The following is a 17,745-nucleotide window of genomic DNA, read 5'->3' as shown; positions in this document are numbered from 1 at the left end:
TATTTTAAAAAATAATTAATGGTAACTTAGTTTTAGGATGTGGTATCACTTCACATTCTACATCAAATATATTCTTTATATTTTCTTTTGTTAAAACTTCTCTTGGTGTTCCACAACATATAATACTTCCGTTTTTTAAAGCATATATATAATCACAATAATTACTAGCTATATTTATATCATGTATCACAGTTAAAATAGTCTTATTCAATTGTTTTATTATATTCATTATTTGAATTTTGTATTTTATATCTAAATGATTAGTTGGTTCATCTAAAATTATAATCTCACTCTCTTGAGATAAGCATTTTGCTACTAATACTCTTTGTCTCTCTCCTCCCGAAAGCTCTAAAAAACTTCGATCTTTAAATTCATACATTCCTACAGCTTTTAATGACATATTAACTATATTATCAGTTTTTAATGAATCAAAAATTGATTTTTTATGAATAAACCTTCCCATTTCTACTAATTCTTCTACTGTGAAATCAAAATTTATATTCTGATTTTGTAATAATACTGTTATTTTTTTGGCTAGCTCTTCTACTTTATAGTTATCAATTAAAATGGAATCTATCTCTATTTTTCCCGAATCTCTACTTAAATACTTATAAATATTTTTCAATAAAGTACTTTTTCCACAGCCATTTGCACCTATAATTCCCACTATTTGTCTTTTTTTCACCTTTAATGAGATATCTTTTAATATTTTTTTATTATCTATCGAATAAGATAATTTTTCTATAGTTATTATTGAATCCATTTTATTCCCCTCTAAATTTATACCCTCTTTTTCTTAGCATTTGAAGAAAAAATGGTACTCCTATTATTGAAGTTATTACTCCTATTGGAATTTCTTGTGAAGAAAATATTACTCTTGTTACTGTATCAGTCAACATTAAAAATAATCCCCCTAAAAGTATTGCTAAAGGTATAACTTTTTTATGATTCCCCCCTACTAATACTCTTGTTATATGTGGAATAATTAATCCTACGAATCCTATTATTCCTGTATTTGAAACTATTATTCCTGTTACAAGTGTCGAAATTAACATTAGAAATATTCTTATTTTTTTTACATTTACTCCTAAAGTTAAAGCATTTTCATCCCCTGTTACTAAAATATTCATTTCTCTATATCTAGGATAAATTAATATAGTTGCCACAATTAGAACAATCCCTATTATCGGAATATTTTCCCATTCTATTCCACTTAAACTTCCTGACATCCAAAATAATGCATCTCTAACATCATTTTCTTTAGGTGCAATTGTTATTATCAAGGTTGTTAATCCTGAAAATAGAGATGAAATAGCTACTCCCGTAAGTACTAATTTTGTATTTGAAAATCCATCTTTTTCACTAAAGAAAAATACTATAAAAGCTGTTAAACTTCCAAGTATAAAAGCACCTAGAGGAACTGAAAACATAATATTATTAAAAAATATTATAGCTAATACTGCTCCTGTACTTGCTCCTGATGAAATTCCTAAAATATAAGGACTTGCTAATGGATTTTTAGTTAAACATTGCATCAATATTCCAACTAAAGTTAATGCCCCTCCTGATAATAATGATGCAATTATTCTCGGTATTCTTATATTCCACACTATTATTTCAATACTATTTTTCCAGTCTTTAACAAGAACTTCTTCTCCTAAAATTTTATTAATTATTATTTTCCAAACAGTACTTCCTTTTATTGAAACAGATCCTATTGTTACAATAAAAGTAAATAGCAAAACTATCATTATTAGTAAAAGTATTAAAAATATTTTATAATTTTTTATCTTGTTTTCCATTATTTCCTCGTTCTAATATTTCTTCTGCTCTCTTTAATTCTTTTTTATTTAATTTTATTACTAAGTCACCTAACTCTAAATTTGGTGCTGTATACATATAATTTAAATAAAATACATTTTTATTTTTCATTGCATTTTTTTCCACAAAATATTTATTTCTTAGAATTTTTTTATATTTCTTTATAAATTCTTTTTCATTCGAAGCTAAAATTACTACATTATCTATTTCAGCATCAACTATATTTTCCCAATTAGAATTAAAATAGTTCCTTTTTACATCTTTAAAAATATTAATATATCCTGATTTTTCTATTAAAAATTCTAATAATCCACCTCCTCCAATAACACTTGGAGTTTGGTCTACATTACTTAAAAAAATTATTGTTTCGGCTTTCTTTTTTTCTAGAGATTCTATTTTTTTATTTATTTCTGTTATTTTTTTCTCTATCTTATCTTGAATATTTAAAATATTGCCCAATTTTCTTAGATCTTCATAAAATGTTTCAATATTTCCATTACTTGAAGCTGATTCAAAATAAAATATTTCTATTCCATTTTTTGCTAACTGTTCTTTTGTTCCCAAATTTGTAGATGTAAAGGCACTTTTCCAACCAATAAGCAAAGTTGGTGAATAAGAATAAATATTTTCTTTTGTTGGAACTCCATCAGATATTTTTGGAATATCTTTTAATTTAATTTGTATTTCTTCAGAAAAATCATTCCCTCTTTCCCAACCTCTTGCTACTATTTTATCTTCTTGACCTAATTCCACTAAGATTGCTGTTGTAAAATGAGATAAAGATATAATTCTCTCTTCTCCAAATAATAAAACTATTTGAAAAAAAAATAATAAACTTGTTAATAATTTTTTCATAGCTAAAATCCTTATATAGCTCTATATTCAAATCCTACAAAATATCTTCTTTCCATAGCGGGATAATATTTTCTTGAGTTTGAATTTGAATTATCTTCTATTCTATCACAGTATTTTTCATTTCCTATATTTTTTATTCCTCCATATATCTTGAAATCATCATTGATTTCATAGCTTGTATTAACATCAAAAATTATATATGGATCAATTTTAGGTTTTATATTTTTATCATCTGCCCAAGCATAGGCACTTCCATAATAAGTTCCTGTCATATTCATATTTAACTTATCTGTTAATTTATAATGTATTCCTAATGATCCTTTATTTCTAGATACTCCTGGTATATATTTATCTTTAAATTCCCCATTTTTAAATTTTGAATATAAAAATGAATATGTTCCTGTTAATCTCAATTTATCATTTATAATTTTTTCTGCTAATAATTCATATCCAAACTTTTCACTCTTTCCATCATAATTTGTATTTACTCCCGAATCTTTAAAATTAGGATCTGATGGTTTTCGTGAAGAAAAATAAATTTCATCCTCAGTTACACTATAAAAAATAGAAGAATTAAAGTATGTATCTTTATAATAATCTCTTATCCCTAATTCAATTGAATAAGATTCTTGAGGTTTTATATCTTCATACCAACCATTTGAAGAAACCATTTCTCTACTCAAAGGTGTTCTAAAATCTTTTCCAAAAGTTAAATATGCTGAACCTGTTTCCGAATATTTATAATTTGTTCCTATATTAAAAACCATATTTGAATATGTATTATCTTTAATTAGAGAAGTTTTAAAATTTTTACTATAATTGTATTCCGTTTCCTGATACCTAACCCCTGCTTGAAAATCTAATTTTTCGTTTACTGAATAAGTATCTGAAATAAATATTCCAACAGCTTCTTTCTCATCTGTTCTTATAACTTTATTTTTAGGAATACTTGCTTTTCCATATGAATAATCTATTCCTGTAATTATTTTGTTTTTTCCATAAATATATTTTAATTTTAATGTATTATCCAATTCTTTTAAATTTTTTACTTTATAATTTGTATCCCCATCAGCTCTTGTTTCTTGATAACTTAATTGCTCTATAATTTCTAAATTATTATCTTTATAGGTATATGCCCCTAAAAATCTATTTGTCTCATTGAACATCCATTCTGTCATTTTTTTAGCTTGTTTTCTATCTTCATCATATTGTTTTTGAGATAAATCTCCTGCTAATCTTTTGTAACTATTATTATAACCATATTTAAATAAAATACTATTTTTTTCATTTAATTTAGTATTTATTCCAAATTGTACATTTTCATATTTTGATCTGGAATTTTCTCTATATCCATCACTTTTTTTATTTAAATAATTTCCAAAAACTGTAGTATTTTTTAAATTTACATTAAAATCTATTGTTCCTTTGGCTCCACTATAAGACTCTAACATTCCTCCTAATACTACTTTATTTCCAATCTGATTATTCTTAGTTGTAATATTTATAACTCCTCCTACACTATTATCTCCATAAACTACTGAGGCATTTGATGGAATTACTTCAATTTTTTCTATTGTATCCACTGGAATACTATATAAATCTACATTTCCCCAATCAATAGGATTCATTCTTACACCATCTACTATTATTGCTGTATTTCTATTAAATTGTTTTCCCTGACCTCTTATGTCTATTATTCCATTTCCATCATATCCCTCTGCAATTTTTATACCCGGTACCATATTTAATGCTTCTGGTAAAGATTGAACTCCATTTTCTTTTATCTCTTCAGAAGTTACTACATACACTGTTTTTGGGGTTTCTCTAACACTTGTGTAAAATCCTTCACCTGATATAACACTCTCTTCTAATTTTAAAGCTAATTCTTTATCTGCACCAGCTGAAATTAATGATAAAACAATAAATAATAATGATATTTTTTTCATTCTTTCTCCCTTTCTACAAAAAATTAAAAAACGTCTTTTAACTAAAAAAAAGACGACAAAAAATAAATTTTATCTGTCCTCGCAGATTCAATTAAAGTTAAAAAATAGTAGGTCTCCTGACTTAGTTTCATCCTCAAGTATCCTTCCCAAATTTCTTCAGTGGTTTTATACTCTTGTCAACATCACAGTGGCGGGACCGTACAGGAGTTTAACCTGTTTCCCTTTTAATCTTTCAGAACTATTTTTTATTATGTTTTCTTATTATACAATACTTTCTCTATTTGTGTCAATATTTTATAATACACTCATTTAATTTATAGAATTATATAACTATTATAAAATTCTTTTTTCCATTTTCTTATCTTTATTCTAAATATCCCAAAAGAAACTAAAACATATTCTTCATTAAAACAATTATATAAAAAAACTACCCCTAAATTAGAGTAGTCTTAAACTTACATCTCTTCCTCATCATTTAAAATTAATTGAAATATTTTATTTATAAAGTCCGCGATCACTAAGACACATGCATACCAAACATACATACACCTATTGCTAAAAATCCTATCAGCGAAAATAATATTATCCAAAACATTTTATCATCTCCTATTTTTAATTGATCAATAAGTCACTCGAGTAATCAAGTAACCTGAAATCAATTAAAGTCCTTTCACTTCTACCTTTCCATTCTGATATAACTTGTAAGAGACTTTCTCATTTAATACAATCTATTCCCCTACTACTGGGCACTCAAACATCTCTCTTCCATCTCTGCCCAAAGCAATAACTCAATGTTATATACAAAACCTAAGAACTCAAAGAACGCATACAAAGCATATGATCTAAACTCAATGCTTCCATTGTACTTTATAGTCTTGTCTCTTCCTTCTGAGAACTTGTCCATAGTATAGTTGTATTGTTGAATAACTATATATATTAAGATACCATACTGAGTTTTAGTCTCCTTCTAAATTGGAGTGGTCTTAAGCTGATAAATTTTTTGGCTTATAACTTCTTATTTTTTTACACTTCACAGGTTTTTTACAACTAATTTTATTATTATTTTTTGAGCTTAAAACCACTCTTATGAAGAATTTTATCACTATTCCTTTTATTTTTTAACAACATGTTCAATTGGTAGATACCTATTTTTATATTTTAATTTTTGATAAAATATCTCTAAAATTTTACTTTTACACTCCCAATAGCTAGATTAAAATTATTAAGTATGCTCTTATGTTCAATTCATAAACTTGGATAAAGCCCTTTTGCAACAATGATCTTACTAATTAAAGTTCTAAGCAATGTCTAGTCATAATTCAATCCCATATTCTCTATATCGACATCAACTCTTTTAAATCCATCACCAAATAATACTTTAAAGCTATCTCTTTTATACCCTCTTCCTGTTCTATAACTAACTTTTCTTTTAAGATTCTCAGTTGTTCAACTTATAAAATATTTAAAATCATCCTTACCACTTATATTATTGTATAACTCTTTACTATATCCATCTTTATAATTCTTCCCTTTTTTAAGTGTTTTATTTCATGCTTATCACACTTTCAATAGTTATATTTTTAGCCATTTTAAATTCAATTTCAAATCCGTACTCTTCAAAAATATCTTTAATTGATTTTAAATATACATTTTTCAATTTCCTGTCATAATCTAAAAGTTCTCTCATCTTCATAAAAACTTCTAATAAAGAAAATTTAGGAGTTGGAATATAATTAAAATTTCCTTTTATATCTATCGTAAATACCTCTTCTACTTTCTCTTTTGGCTCTTTTATCTTCTTTAATTTTATCTCATTCTGTTCTAAATATATTTCATAGCTTGAAAAAAAATCTCTTAATTTTTCTCTTCTTATTTTATTTTCTTCCTGTTTTTTTCTTTTTTCTTCATCTTTCTCTGTTGGATCCTTAGGTGTTTTTATAAAATTTCTTAAAGAATATCTTTCTAATTCATCAAACTTATTCTCCGTTTTGTCTATAGGATTTTCAATATCTTCAACCAATATTCTATTTGTTCCCTTAAAATGAGATAACTCTTTTAATTTTTGATTCTTATTTTTTGTTACTTTCATTTTTTCTTTCCTCTCTCAATTTAAAGTAGCCCTACTTTTATTATATATTATCTTTTACACCAAATTTATTTTTAAAATCTGAAGTTTTCTCTGTAAATTTATCATTAGAAATATTAATATTTCATTTCTTCTTTTGATTATACCATAGAACCTAATAAAATTATATATTATATTCATTACCTATATTAATTCTATTCGTACTCCTTCCTTTTTAATTTTTTTACATTTTTTGACAAATAGAACTAATCGTCAACTTGACGATTAGTTCTTCAACTTCTATGTTTAATAAATAATTTTTTATCTTACTATTAATTAATATAACTTATACTTAAAAGTTATTTCCTTTAGGTGGAGAATATATTTCTTCATATTCATATCCACAACTCCTCATAGCTGAACATACTGTTGATATTGCTTGAATTATATTTAACTTTTTTACTATTGTTTCTGTATTTATTTCTGTTTCTTTAATTCCTCTAGCTTTTAAATCATCTAATTGTTTTCTTAAATATTCTCTAACTTCTTTTACTCCTAGATTATCTGCCTTCTTTTTCATTTCTTACTCCATAATTCAACCAGATTTATGTCATCACTATTTGGTCTTTCATCTTTATCTTCTATTTTTTCTACTTGAATAATTTGAGGAAAATCAAAAGCTGTTCCTGTTAATATACATGCTCCTTGTGGTAAAGTTGGAATAAGTCCTTTTGAATAATTATCTAATGTTGAGATAACATTATCAATTAATCTTAAATCTTTTTCATTAATTAATCTATGAATAAAAAAATTATGAAATTGTGACATAATAGTTTCTGAAATATCTGCTGGTCTTTGACTTGATACAGTTAGAAAAAAGCCAAATTTTCTTCCTTCTTTTATTATTTCTTCAAATAATTCTAGTCTATAATCTTTCCAAATTTCAGCTTCTCTATTCGATTGATAAGATAAAATATTATGAGCTTCATCTATTATTAAATGAAATGTATTTCTTACTTCTGCTCTTGTTTTATTTTTATGAGCTTCAAAATATTCTCTTGCTAATAAAATTGGAAATAATTTTTTTATTTCTTGATTACAATTTCTCAAAGATATTACTTTAACTTTTTTACCATTATCTTCTGTTTCAGAAACAATTTTCATTATCTTTCTTAAACTTTTTGATATTGATTTTATTCTAGAAATTAATGGATTTATATTATCATATTGTACATAATTTACCAATAATCCTCTTATTAAATCTAATCTTACTCTTATTTCTAATTCATCAAAGGAATCTAAAACTGTTTCTTCAGCAAAATTTAATCTATCTATATTGAACAATTCAATGTAAGCGTTAATATTCTGAGAATATAAAAAATTTGTTGCAATATTATAATCTGCTTTTATCTTATTCTCTAAAGGAATATTTAAATCTAACTGAACTCTAAAACAACTATTACTATTAAACCATTCTATTCTTTTTAATAATTTAAAATCTATGTTTATATTTCCTATTTTTAAAACATCTTTTAATAATTCTAACATTTCTTTTTTAGGGTTTGTTGTTTGGAGAATTTTTTTAAACATACTTTTTATATATTTTAAAATATTAGTATTTATACTTTCTTCTTCTTTTAAAAACTGTTCTCTTCCTTCTATCATATTTTTCAAAAAAGGTTTTTGTGTTTTTTCAGTTGAGTGAAACAATATTCCTAAAACTTCTTCACTCCAAAAGTTTTTTTCATTTAATGAAAATTTATCCTCTTCTTTATTTGTATTTAATTTAAGTATTTCTTTATTTTCGTTAAACACTTTATCTCCTACATACTCTCCATTAAAATCTATGAAAACAAATTCACTATTATCTAAATTTAATTCTTCATGATTTAATAAAGTTTTATATAACATAGTTAAAGTGTTTGATTTTCCACTTCCTGTATTTCCAAAAATCCCTATATGAGTATTAAAGATCTTATTCCATGGTAAATCCATATTTATACCATATTTTATATCTTTTCCTATGATAAAAGGTATCTTATTATCTTTTTTTTGAGGAGTAAGCATTAGTTCAACCAAATTTTTACTCATCATTTTTACTGTATTATATATAACTGGTGCATATTTTACTCCAGTAAAAAAAGTTCCTCTTTCAAAGTATCCAATACATTTAGCATAAACAAATCGCTCATATCTTTCTTTATTAAGAATATTTTCATTCTCTTCTTTAGTTAGTAATTTTGAAAAATTATCTTTAATCTCTTCAGATTCTATTTGACACACTATATCAATGTGTCCTCTAGTAATGCTTAAATATCCCCCAGTTTTAACTCCTTCATATTCTTCTCCATTATAGAAATATTTAAAATCACTTGATATATCATACATTTTAATTATAATATTAGTTCCATTAACCCCCCAAACTATACCTACTTCAAAATTATTTTCCATTCTTATCACTCTCTATTTCAAATAACTTATTTAAAAATGTATTAAAATCTATGCTTCCATTATCTTTTGGAATAATTGGAATAATATTATTAGGAAATTTCTCTAAATGTAAATTTTTTAATACATCTTCTCTATTATCTTCTTTATAACAGAAAATAAATATTTGTAATGTTGGATTATTACAAGCTCTTTTTATCATTTCTGCTATATGCTCATCTGCAAAACTAAAACCAAAAGCTATTAATATTGTATTTTTTCTCTCTAACTCATAGCTTAATTGTCTTAAAAACTGATAATAATATTCTTCAAAAAGTGTTTTTTCAAATTTATCTTTCTCAGGAAAAATAAGTACAAACTTTTCTCTAAGATTTTTTCTAATATTTTCTAATCTAGAAATATTTTCTGGATCTTGTAATATCTTTTTTATTTCTTCTTTATTCAAATTTTTTAATAAAATATCTTCAGTCAATTTATTTTCTTTATCTTGATAATCTACATTTATTCCAACAATTTTTTGTTTTTCATTATATTCATACTTCCAAGATACAGAACCATGAACTTTAAATAAATTTATTATTGGAATTTCTCTATTGAAATTATCAAAGTTTCCAGTATGATAAACTTTTTTATGATAGTTTTTCATACTTAATCTTCTTGTTATATTTCCTGCTGAACCATCATTAAAATAAAACTCATATTTCCCAATTAAATTATCAATAGCTTTTTCAAAAAATAAATCATAGTTTGTTGTGAAAATATTTATTCTTTTCTCTTTTTGATAATTTTCTCGATACATAAATTTTATTAATTGCTCAAGAAATTTCTCATAATTTTTCATAACAATAGAATCTTTTATATCTTCTAAAAAACCTGTTTTAATAATTTTTTGATAAAAATATAAATATATAAGATTTCTTAAATTTTTATTATCTTTTTCCACTGTTAAAATTTCTTCTATACTTAAATTTTTTCCATCTTTTTCATATTCTGTTGCTAAAGTAGGAATAGCCCCAGCACTTGCTCCTGATCCTATTAAAAAATTTATATTTTTTCCATATAACTTTTCTATCATATAACCCCCATCTATATTTTATTTAAAGAGCTACCTCAATTTGAAGTAACCCTACTTTTATTATATATTATCTTTTACACCGAATCTATTTTTAAAATCTTGATAATTTTTAATCCAATCAAATTTTAGGAACAACTATTATAAACTTTTTAAATCCATGTTCTTTAAATAATCTTATGGTTGTTCTTAAATAAGCATAAGTTTTTCCTATTCCTGTTTCCATCTCTATTATAAAGTTATTATTTTCTATTTTATCGTCAAAAAAAAGCTTATTTTCTAATTGAACTTTTCTTAAATTCTCTAGTAGTTTTTTTCCTGTAAATATATTTTTATTTCTCACTGATTCCATATAAAGTACTATTCGTTCTGGTACTTAAATATATCACACTTCTCTCTTTAGGCAATCCTCTAAAAAGTTCTACTACTGAATTAATAGCTTTTTCTTGATAAGCTAGTTCTTCAAATTGAAATACAACTCTATTTCCCATCTTCTAAATTCTTTTCTTGCTCCAAAATATCATATTCTTTTTTTAATTCTAAAAGTAATTCCTCTTCACTTGGTAAATATAGCATATATTTTGAAGCAAAAATCTGTTTTTCTCCTTTTGGCAAAGTATACTTTACTATTGAATCACTTTTATCTGCACAAAGAACTATCCCTATAGGTGGATTATCCCCCACTGTCATCATCTTATCTTCATAGTAATGAACATACATTTGCATCTGTCCTAAATCTTGATGTGTCAAATCTCCAATCTTTAAATCTATTAGGACAAAACATTTTAATATATAGTTATAGAAAACTAGATCTATATAAAAATGTCTACCATCAAAAGTTATTCTTTTCTGTCTAGCTACAAAAGAAAAACCTCTTCCAAGTTCTAGTAAAAATTTTTGTAAATGATCTATCAAGGCTTGTTCTAAATTTTTCTCTAAAAAATCCATATTCTCTGGTAGTCCTAAAAATTCTAAAACATATGGATCTTTTATTATATCCTCTGCTTGTTTAGGTTGTGGCTCTAGCTTATAAATCTCTTGAGCTACTTTCTCTTTATTTTTACTTGATAGTATTCTTTCATAAAAAAGAGTTGTTATCTGTCTTTCTAACTGTCTTGTACTCCAATTAGATTTTATACACTCTTCCATATAAAAATTTCTAGCATTATCATTTTCAATTCTCATAAGTAATCTATAATGTGTCCAACTCAATTCGCTACGCAGTGCGTAGCTTTTTGGAAAAGTCAAATAAAATTGTCTCATATTTTTTAGATTTGCTATTGTAAATCCTTTTCCAAACTCTTTAGTCATCTCTTTTGAAAGATTTTTTAATAAGGCTGTACCATATTCAGCCTTATCATTTCCACCTTGTTTTTCTACTATTACTCTTCCAATATTCCAATAAGCTTCTACCATAGCGTTGTTTGCTACTTTATATACTTTATTTCTTGCTTCTTGTAATATCTCTTTTATCTTTTGAAAAATTATTTTTTCTTGACCCTCTAACATAAAGCGTACCCCCTATATAAATTCTACTGTATATGCCTTTTTAGTAAGTCCTGAATTTCTTTCTACTAACGTTTTTAATCTTCTAAAAGTTTCCTCTTTTAACCCAATCTTACTTCCAAAAGCTGAATCTCTAAAGATAAACTTGATAGGTAATGGATTTAGCTCTGCTAACTTTTCTATTAATTCTTCTGTTATCTCTGTAAGTCTCATTTTAATTAATTCTCCAGCTCTTCTTATTCTTTCTTTTCCTATTTTATAAATATTAGTAGGTTTATTATTTCATTTTAAAAAATTTATACTTCGTTGTATAGATTTTCTATTATCTTCAATCTACTATCTAAATTTTCTCTTCATATCTTTTCCTTATTATATTTTAACATATTTTTATAAAAAAAGACTCTCTTTATTTAAATTTAAAGAAAGTCTTAAAAAATTATTTATCTCTTTTTGAATCTCTAAAATTTATAAGTAACCTTTCCTGTTGTTACTCCTTCTCCTGTTGTATCTACTGAATAACCTACTCCTAGTTCAACTTTCTCAGCTACATCAAATGTCGCTGATATTGTTGCCATTCCTACTCCACCATCATATTTTTTTATTTTTGCCAATAAAAAATATGTTTACTTTAATTTTAAAACATTAAAAACATTTAATAAACACTATTTTGTATTTGTATAATTTTTAAACTTACATTTGCTAAAATTAATTTTTTGTAGTATACTCATATCAACTAGAAATATTACAAAACTTTATATTCTAATCACAAAGAGGTGATGCTTATGACAAAAACTATTTTTTTAATTCAAGAATAATTTTGTTATGAGCATTTTTTATTAAAGAAAAAAGGAGTTAAATATGTTAAAAATAATAGGAATAGTTTTCATAGCAATAGGAAGTTTCAATCTTTTTCAATATAACAAAACTATGAAAGATAATATTTGTGTAAAAGGAGTTCTTATTGATTATACTTATTCTCCAACATTAAGAAGAAGCTTTCCTATATTTAGATACACAATAGATGGAATAACTTATAAAGAAGAGTACAGAGGTAGTTATACATCTAAAAAACAAATTGATGAATTAAAAAATATAAATATTGATCAGATGCCAAAAGCAACTAGAAATTTTATGAAAAAATTAAAAGACGCTAATTATGTAGAATATGAAATTGGAAAAGAGTATAAGTTATTAGTAAATAAAAATAATCCTAAAGAATATTGGATAGCTGAAGATGGAACTAATAAAGGAAGAGAATATATTTGGTTAGGAATAGGAACTATATTTTTAATAATATCATTTATTTCAAAAATTATTAGAATAATGTTTTAATACTAAGATAATGAATTAGGAGGAACTCTATGAAAGTTAAAGTCATTTTAGGGATAGTAGTTTTATTTATAATATCAGTTGGAACTTATACTTATCAAAATAGATATTCTTTTTATAGATATTTACCTGCAAAAGATGAATTTAAACTTCAAAATATCAATTCTAAATTATATGATGAGAATAATAAAATATTTAGTGGCAGAGTCAAAAGTGGAAGTGATTCATACCTAAATATCTACTCTTACAAAGATGGAGAGCTAGATGGATTAAATGTCATATATTTTAAAAATAATATCAAAGAGATAGGACATTGGAAAAAAGGAAAACAGAATGGACTTTTCCAATTATACACAGAAGATGGAATCCTAATTGACAATGCTAACTTTAAAAATGGAGAAAGAGATGGACTTACAGAACAATATTATGGTGATACAGGGAACTTAAGGGTATCTGCAAACTATAAAAATGGTATACTTGAGGGAAAATTTAAAGCATACTATCCAAATGGAAATCTTCAAGGAGAAGTAATTTATAAAAATGGTGAGATGAATGGAGAATTCAAAGAATATCATGAAAATAAAAATATAAGACTTTCAGGAAGTTATAAAAACAATCTACAGGACGGCGAATGGAAATCTTATTTAGAAGATGGTACTTTAGAATCAATAATAAACTATAAAGATGGAGAACTTAATGGTCTAAAAGAAGATTATTATAAAAATGGAAATGTATGGACAAGACAAGAATTTAAAAATAATACTCAAGAAGGAATTTATGAAGTTTATTATGATAATGGCAATCTTCAATTAAAAGCTAAAATAAATAATGGAAAAATGATAGAAGAGCAAAGGTTTAACATAGATGGAACACTTTATGATGAGAATGATGATCGAATAGTTATTAAGGATTCAGTAGATTTTCAAAAGAAGTAGGAAATTCCTTTTATTTATAGTAAATTATGGGAATTTAAAAAAATAAATCTTGAAGAATTTATTTTTCCTGAGATAGATAGTTATTATAGAGAAAATAATGTGTTACAGAAATTTTTTGATATAACTGTATCTATAAAAAATCATTCATAAAATATAGGAGATTATAGCAATGAAAAAGATTTTAATTATTATAATTTGTTTTTTTATTAATATTTCTACAATTTTATTTGGAAATACTCTTTCAATTAATTCAGAAAAAATGGAGAATAAAGACAGTATGATACAATATAATAATAAATTTGGAATTGAAGTCAATGGAATATATTTTCCTATCCCTAGTGCTTTAAAAGAATTTATTAATAATGGTTGGAAAATAAGTGATAAAAAGCCCTATTTTTTAAATCCACTAGTTGGAGAAGATTACTATAACATGCGTACAAATTGGTCATTATCAAAAGATAAAAAAAGTATTTTAAAAGGTGGAAAGATTATTAGACTTTTAGAAAAAGATGGTGTACTCTTGGAAGTTACAATAGCCAATCAAAATATCTTGGAGAATGATAGTCCTACCCAAGCTATTGAAGAGGGTATAATAAATTCTATGATCATATTTTATAATGAAACATGTGATAGCATAAAATTAAACAATAAAGAGTTGAAAAATTTAACTCCTGATATCTTAATCAAAGATTTTCCTTTAAGTGATGGCTGGCAACATATTCCTACAAATTACAGTAATCATCCAGAATTAGGAATATCATCAGAGTATACCACTATGAAAATAATGGATAATAATGAAATAAGTATCATTATCTATTTTAATTTAGAAAATAGAGCTTTTAAAATAGAAGTATCCAATCAAAATTTTTAGAAAATAATTTTTTATAGTATATCTATTTAGGAGGCAAAAATGAAAAAAACAATTTCAATCTTAAGTCTATTAATATTTACATTGTCGTATTCAGAGGAAAAATCTGCTGTAAAATTAATCAAAAAAAACTCAAAAATAAAGTAAAAGATGGTGCTAAAATTAGCACCATCTAATCTTATAATACGTTATATTTTTCTATCATAGCTTTCATTCTATTTAATGTTCTTGTTTTACCAATTATAAATAGAACGTTGTATAGGTCAGCACCTCTAGCCTGTCCTGTAATAACAGCTCTAAGTGGCATATAAACTTTAGCAGGTCCCTCTCCGATCTCATCTAATGTAGAGTGTAGTAATTCCTTAGCTTCTTCTACTGTGAAATCTTCTCCTTCCCAAGCTTCAAGTTTTTTCATAAATAATTTTATCGACTCTTTTCCAACTGGATCAAGTATAGATTCATTTAGTTTCTCTACACTTTTTCTCTCTTTTTTGTTCATCTCTTCAGTTACTACTGGAAGTTCAAATGTATCCTCAAAGTAAACTGCAGATTCTTTTGCTATCTCTTTAAGAGTTTGAGCAGATTCTCTTAAAATCTCTACTATCTTAACAAGAGCTCTGTACTCATGCTCAGATACCTCTTCTCCTACATATCCTAACTGTCTAAAGAAAGGTATAGCTAGATCTGTAAGTTCATTGATATCTTTCATTCTCATATGGTGGTTATTAACCCATCCTAGTTTTACAAGGTCAAATACTGGTCCTCCTAAAGACACTTTATCAATGTTGAAGTTGTCTATGAACTCTTGTAATGTGAATATCTCCTTATTCTCTCCAAATGAATATCCCATTAATCCTAAGAAGTTTACTATTCCCTCTTTTAAGTATCCCTCTTCTTTATACCAAATTAATGATACAGGATTTTTTCTCTTTGATATTTTTGTTCTATCAGCATTTCTAAGTAATGGCATGTGGATAAATTCAGGTTGATCCCAACCAAATGCTTTATATAATTGGATATGTTTAGGAGTTGATGCTATCCACTCTTCTGCTCTTATAACGTGAGTTATTCCCATTAAGTGGTCATCAACTACGTTTGCTAAGTGATAAGTAGGGAATCCATCAGCTTTTAAAAGTACTTGGTCATCTATCTTATTGTTCTCAAATACAATATCCCCTCTTAATCTGTCGTGAATAACTGTTTCTCCTTCATAAGGCATCTTTAATCTTATTACATAAGGTTCTCCAGCATCTAATTTAGCTTGGATCTCTTCTGGAGTTAATGAACGGCAGTGTCCATCATATCCAGGAGCTTTTCCCATTGCTTTTTGTCTCTCTCTTAATTTCTCAAGTCTATCTTGAGTACAGAAACAGTAGTATGCTCCACCTTGTTCAACAAGTTTTCTAGCATAATCTCCGTATAGATGAAATCTCTCTGATTGTCTATATGGTCCATACTCTCCAGATACATCTGGACCCTCTGCATAGTTTAATCCTAACCAGTGAAGGGCATCAAATATCATTTGCTCTGACCCTTCAGTATATCTATTTTGGTCAGTATCTTCTATTCTTAGGATGAAATCTCCTCCATTAGAATTAGCAAATGCTAAGTTAAATAAAGCTATATAAGCTGTACCTACGTGAGGATCTCCAGTAGGTGATGGAGCTATTCTTGTTCTTACTTTTTTTTCCATTGTTCCCTCTCCCATATAAATAATAAATAGTTTTCTCTAAATTTTATCACAATTTTTAATTTTTTTAAAGTGTTATTTGTAACTTTTCCCAATTTTTATTATTTTAGCTTATTCCATCTCAAATATCCATTGATAAATATATCTATATCTCCATCCATAACTGCCTTAATATTTCCAGATTCACAGTTTGTTCTATGATCTTTTACCATAGTATATGGCTGAAACACATATGAACGAATTTGGTTTCCCCAACCTATATCACTCTGTTCTCCCTGTAACTTTCTAAGTTCTTCCTCTTTCTTCTTCATCTCTAATTCTATCAATTTAGATTTTAGAAGTTTCATAGCAGTCTCTCTGTTACTCAACTGAGATCTCTCTCTTTGGCAAGTTACAACTATACCTGTAGGAAAGTGTGTAATTCTAACAGCTGAATCTGTCATATTGACGTGCTGTCCTCCAGCTCCACTTGCTCTATACGTATCTACCCTTATCTCAGATGGATCTATATTTACCTCTATACTATCATCTACCTCTGGCACTACCTCAACAGAGGCAAAAGAGGTATGTCTTTTCTTATTAGCATCAAAAGGTGATATTCTTACAAGTCTATGTACACCTTTTTCACTTTTTAAATATCCAAAAGCATTCATTCCCTCTATCATAAAGGTTATAGATTTTATTCCAACACTATCACCAGGCATAAAATCCATCTCACTTATCTTATACTTTTTATCGCTACACCATCTTGAATACATTCTATATAGCATATCAGCCCAATCACAAGCCTCTGTTCCTCCAGCTCCTGAATGTATAGTTACAATTGCATTGTTAGAGTCATAGTCCCCATCTAATAAAAGTCTAGTATCAAAATGCTCTACATCTCTTCCTAAAATTTGATGTTTCTCCTCTAACTCATCTTGAAAATCTACTTCTCCCTGTTCTACAAACTCAATAAGAACCTCTTCATTTTCAATCTCTGATACAAGATTTTTAAACTCAGCAACTAATTCCTTTTCTCCATTCATCTCTTTTATTATAGCTGAACTTGTCCTTTTGTCATTCCAAAAGTTATCTTCCATAGTCTTTTTTTCAAGTTCTGATATCTTAAGTTCTCTCTTATCTAAGTCAAAGAGACCCCCTTATATCTTCTATTTTTTTCTTATACTCAGAAAACTCTCTCTTTATATCTAATATATCCAAAATTTCC

Annotated in this window: 19 protein-coding genes and 1 riboswitch; of the genes, 3 read left to right on the top strand and 16 right to left on the bottom strand. The window is 26.1% G+C overall.

Going from position 1 to position 17,745, the window contains the following annotated elements:
- Positions 1–4: 4 nt before the first annotated feature.
- The 14 genes from QZ286_RS08845 to QZ286_RS08780 form a co-directional block, all read right to left on the bottom strand.
- Positions 5–763 (bottom strand): ABC transporter ATP-binding protein, encoded by a 759-nt coding sequence (locus tag QZ286_RS08845; protein WP_291256601.1) that lies wholly within the window; start codon positions 761–763, stop codon positions 5–7.
- A 1-nt stretch (position 764) separates the two neighbouring features.
- The gene (locus tag QZ286_RS08840; RefSeq protein WP_291256600.1) at positions 765–1,802 is read right to left on the bottom strand and encodes an iron ABC transporter permease; all 1,038 of its coding nucleotides are present in this window, start codon (positions 1,800–1,802) and stop codon (positions 765–767) included.
- Positions 1,777–2,676, bottom strand: a complete 900-nt coding sequence (locus QZ286_RS08835) for an ABC transporter substrate-binding protein (RefSeq protein ID WP_291256599.1) — start codon at positions 2,674–2,676, stop codon at positions 1,777–1,779. The genes QZ286_RS08840 and QZ286_RS08835 overlap by 26 nt, the downstream gene beginning before the upstream one ends.
- An 11-nt stretch (positions 2,677–2,687) precedes the next feature.
- Positions 2,688–4,622, bottom strand: coding sequence for a TonB-dependent receptor (locus QZ286_RS08830; protein ID WP_291256598.1), 1,935 nt, complete (start codon positions 4,620–4,622; stop codon positions 2,688–2,690).
- Positions 4,623–4,710: 88 nt separating this feature from the next.
- Positions 4,711–4,880: riboswitch (cobalamin riboswitch) on the bottom strand.
- Between the two features lie 481 nt (positions 4,881–5,361).
- Positions 5,362–5,526, bottom strand: a complete 165-nt coding sequence (locus QZ286_RS08825) for a hypothetical protein (RefSeq protein ID WP_291256597.1) — start codon at positions 5,524–5,526, stop codon at positions 5,362–5,364.
- A gap of 639 nt (positions 5,527–6,165) precedes the next feature.
- The gene (locus tag QZ286_RS08820; RefSeq protein ID WP_291256596.1) at positions 6,166–6,711 is read right to left on the bottom strand and encodes a hypothetical protein; all 546 of its coding nucleotides are present in this window, start codon (positions 6,709–6,711) and stop codon (positions 6,166–6,168) included.
- Between the two features lie 328 nt (positions 6,712–7,039).
- Entirely contained in the window at positions 7,040–7,267 is a 228-nt protein-coding gene (locus QZ286_RS08815) for a hypothetical protein (RefSeq protein WP_291256595.1), read from the bottom strand.
- Positions 7,264–9,138, bottom strand: coding sequence for an ATP-binding protein (locus QZ286_RS08810; RefSeq protein ID WP_291256594.1), 1,875 nt, complete (start codon positions 9,136–9,138; stop codon positions 7,264–7,266). The genes QZ286_RS08815 and QZ286_RS08810 overlap by 4 nt, the downstream gene beginning before the upstream one ends.
- Entirely contained in the window at positions 9,128–10,210 is a 1,083-nt protein-coding gene (locus QZ286_RS08805) for an SIR2 family protein (protein ID WP_291256593.1), read from the bottom strand. Before QZ286_RS08805 ends, QZ286_RS08810 begins: the two co-directional genes overlap by 11 nt.
- Positions 10,211–10,328: 118 nt before the next feature.
- Positions 10,329–10,550, bottom strand: coding sequence for a DEAD/DEAH box helicase family protein (locus QZ286_RS08800; RefSeq protein ID WP_291256592.1), 222 nt, complete (start codon positions 10,548–10,550; stop codon positions 10,329–10,331).
- A complete protein-coding gene (locus tag QZ286_RS08795) occupies positions 10,540–10,698 on the bottom strand; it encodes a hypothetical protein (protein WP_291256591.1) in 159 nt (52 codons plus the stop codon). Before QZ286_RS08795 ends, QZ286_RS08800 begins: the two co-directional genes overlap by 11 nt.
- Positions 10,688–11,716 (bottom strand): PDDEXK nuclease domain-containing protein, encoded by a 1,029-nt coding sequence (locus QZ286_RS08790; RefSeq protein ID WP_291256590.1) that lies wholly within the window; start codon positions 11,714–11,716, stop codon positions 10,688–10,690. Before QZ286_RS08790 ends, QZ286_RS08795 begins: the two co-directional genes overlap by 11 nt.
- Positions 11,717–11,728: 12 nt before the next feature.
- Complete coding sequence (locus QZ286_RS08785; protein WP_291256589.1) at positions 11,729–11,926, bottom strand: hypothetical protein; 198 nt, start codon at positions 11,924–11,926, stop codon at positions 11,729–11,731.
- A gap of 245 nt (positions 11,927–12,171) precedes the next feature.
- Positions 12,172–12,324: a hypothetical protein gene (locus QZ286_RS08780; RefSeq protein WP_291256588.1), complete on the bottom strand. Its 153-nt coding sequence runs from the start codon at positions 12,322–12,324 to the stop codon at positions 12,172–12,174.
- Positions 12,325–12,571: 247 nt separating this feature from the next.
- Here QZ286_RS08780 and QZ286_RS08775 point away from each other — a divergent pair, with 247 nt between their 5' ends.
- The 3 genes from QZ286_RS08775 (at position 12,572) to QZ286_RS08765 (ending at position 14,848) form a co-directional block, all read left to right on the top strand.
- Positions 12,572–13,045 (top strand): hypothetical protein, encoded by a 474-nt coding sequence (locus QZ286_RS08775; RefSeq protein WP_291256587.1) that lies wholly within the window; start codon positions 12,572–12,574, stop codon positions 13,043–13,045.
- 29 nt (positions 13,046–13,074) lie between these two features.
- Positions 13,075–13,977, top strand: a complete 903-nt coding sequence (locus tag QZ286_RS08770) for a toxin-antitoxin system YwqK family antitoxin (protein ID WP_291256586.1) — start codon at positions 13,075–13,077, stop codon at positions 13,975–13,977.
- Positions 13,978–14,146: 169 nt separating this feature from the next.
- A complete protein-coding gene (locus QZ286_RS08765) occupies positions 14,147–14,848 on the top strand; it encodes a hypothetical protein (RefSeq protein ID WP_291256585.1) in 702 nt (233 codons plus the stop codon).
- Positions 14,849–15,023: 175 nt separating this feature from the next.
- Here QZ286_RS08765 and gltX read toward each other — a convergent pair whose 3' ends face one another.
- Together gltX and prfB are read right to left on the bottom strand one after the other, a co-directional pair.
- Positions 15,024–16,538 (bottom strand): glutamate--tRNA ligase, encoded by a 1,515-nt coding sequence (gene gltX / locus QZ286_RS08760; protein ID WP_291256584.1) that lies wholly within the window; start codon positions 16,536–16,538, stop codon positions 15,024–15,026.
- Between the two features lie 98 nt (positions 16,539–16,636).
- A protein-coding gene (gene prfB / locus QZ286_RS08755) for a peptide chain release factor 2 (protein ID WP_291256583.1) occupies positions 16,637–17,738 on the bottom strand; the annotation gives its coding sequence in 2 pieces (ribosomal slippage) (positions 16,637–17,665 and positions 17,667–17,738; 1,101 coding nt in all).
- Between the last annotated feature and the right edge of the window lie 7 nt (positions 17,739–17,745).

Source organism: Fusobacterium sp. (genome assembly GCF_019012925.1).
Lineage (GTDB): Bacteria > Fusobacteriota > Fusobacteriia > Fusobacteriales > Fusobacteriaceae > Fusobacterium_A.
This window is presented reverse-complemented; position numbering and strand designations above follow the sequence as displayed.